General features: G+C 40.6%; 3 protein-coding genes and 1 pseudogene. All 4 read right to left on the bottom strand.

Annotated features, from left to right (window positions below):
- Positions 1-171 precede the first annotated feature (171 nt).
- Positions 172-381, bottom strand: a complete 210-nt coding sequence (locus tag SPSYN_RS10410) for a hypothetical protein (protein WP_161822437.1) — start codon at positions 379-381, stop codon at positions 172-174.
- Between the two features lie 77 nt (positions 382-458).
- A complete protein-coding gene (locus SPSYN_RS10405) occupies positions 459-617 on the bottom strand; it encodes a hypothetical protein (RefSeq protein WP_161822436.1) in 159 nt (52 codons plus the stop codon).
- A 394-nt stretch (positions 618-1,011) separates the two neighbouring features.
- Positions 1,012-1,401 carry a VOC family protein gene (locus SPSYN_RS10400; RefSeq protein WP_161822435.1) on the bottom strand — a complete coding sequence of 130 codons (390 nt, stop codon included), beginning with the start codon at positions 1,399-1,401 and terminating at the stop codon, positions 1,012-1,014.
- A gap of 84 nt (positions 1,402-1,485) precedes the next feature.
- Positions 1,486-1,932, bottom strand: a pseudogene (locus SPSYN_RS10395) (phosphoribosylaminoimidazolecarboxamide formyltransferase); the annotation flags it as partial.

The following is a 1,932-nucleotide window of genomic DNA, read 5'->3' as shown; positions in this document are numbered from 1 at the left end:
GATATTGCGGAATCTATACGTTTTAATATGTGATTCTCCGGTATTATATGGTATAATTCAGTGTAAAAGCTGCCTTGTTTAAAGGTGGTTTCAATTAGCATAAAAAGCATCCCCCGGTATATTTTGTTGTGGTGACTTAATTATACTATAGGTGGGGATGCTTTTTGTGTTTTATATGGACTTTTTCAGTGGTCTCGAACCGTCCCCCTGTGTTTTCTGTGCCCCATGTAGTAATCCATTGTTCACAATAGGCCCGCCGAATTCATCAGCATCTGGTATTATGTAATCGGCATCAAGAAGCTCGGCATGTTTATAGTTTGTAAAAAATACATTGCGAGCTTTCGTATTACTTTGTTCATCCGCAGCTATGATAAAGGTCAAATTTTTGGGTCATCTCCCATTACTTATACCATCCAGACGACTAAGGTACTTTCCTTTTACTATGCTCTGAAAATAATTTAACGGCAATTGCTTGACATGATCTGCCGCAAGCCAACATTATCCCGGCGATGGGGAAGTTGTGCCCCTGTATTGGTATAAGAACTGTCACCGTTATAAGAGTCGTCATAAGGTTCACCGACAGTAGTAGTTAATGATAGTGGGGTTTGTTTGAACACTCCGGGCTTCCAGATTCCCTAGGGGCAGATAACTATTATACGCTGGTCATTATAGATAAAGCCTTGTTCAAGCAGGTGATGTGGAGTACATCGCCATGTATAAACACCTGTTCCTGCAGCCATTTAAACGCGGCAAGTCTGATTTATTCTTCCATCTTCTACTCCACGTACACATTTTCATTATGCCATGTTAAAAACTGTCGGCATTTCATGGCTATTGTCCGGCACATCGAGAAGTTTTTGGCATGAAATGCATAATATTCTTTACTGTTACCGTAGTCTTCTTTGATCCGCTTGCTGACTTCAATATGTAGGCTCTCATCTACAGTTAAATAGCATCTATCAAAGAGTGTATGCAGGTTGAAACCATAATGTATCTCTTTCGTTTGTTGGATTACGGGTTAAATGAGCCGATTTCAATTAAATTGCCTTCTGGATCAGCAATATAACAAGTACGCTGTCCCCATGGTTCGGTTGTTGGTTCTAAAACGGGTGTCGCGCCTTTTGCAATTACCGTTTGAAATGCCAAGTCAACTTTTGCATAATTTTCTACGGTCAAGGCTATCTCATAATGGCCATTTACTCCATTTGCATATCCCAACGGTCGATTTATCATCTTTTCAAAATCCGTCCGGCGATACAGTAAAAATAAAGTCCCGTCTTTTTCTAAAAATACATTGGATGCATTTTCATCCTCTTTAATTTCAAAACCTAATACATCTCTATAGAATCGAACCATAATCTCCATATCTTTTACGAATATACCAAATCCGTCTAATCTCATCTTGATGCCTCCCTTATTACCTTACCCCCGGCGCCTTAAATACTGCATCTTCCGGGGACTTGAAGACCTATACCGGGATTTCAACTAATGGTGGAATAAACGAATTCCTGTAAAGCACATGGCCATACCATATTTGTTACATGTTTCAATAACATGATCATCACGAATCGATCCACCTGGCTCAGCAATATATTTAACACCGCTTTTATGGGCACGTTCAATATTGTCACCAAAGGGAAAGAAGGCGTCCGAACCAAGTGATACATCTGTCATCTGCTCTAACCAGGCACGTCTTTCTTCTCTGGTGAACACTTCAGGTTTAACCTTGAAGATACTCTGCCATTTACCTTCTGCAAGTACATCCAAGTATTCATCGCCAATATACAGGTCAATGGCATTATCTCTATCTGCACGTCTGATATCATTTAAGAATTGCAGGCCAAGTACTTTTGGTGACTGACGAAGGAACCAGTTGTCGGCCTTGTTGCCGGCCAGTCTCGTACAATGAATTCTTGACTGCTGTCCAGCACC

The organism is Sporotomaculum syntrophicum (assembly GCF_009932395.1).
Taxonomy (GTDB): Bacteria; Bacillota; Desulfotomaculia; order Desulfotomaculales; family Desulfallaceae; genus Sporotomaculum; species Sporotomaculum syntrophicum.
The sequence above is the reverse complement of the archived record's forward strand: the minus strand, read 5'-3'. Positions and strand labels throughout refer to the sequence as shown.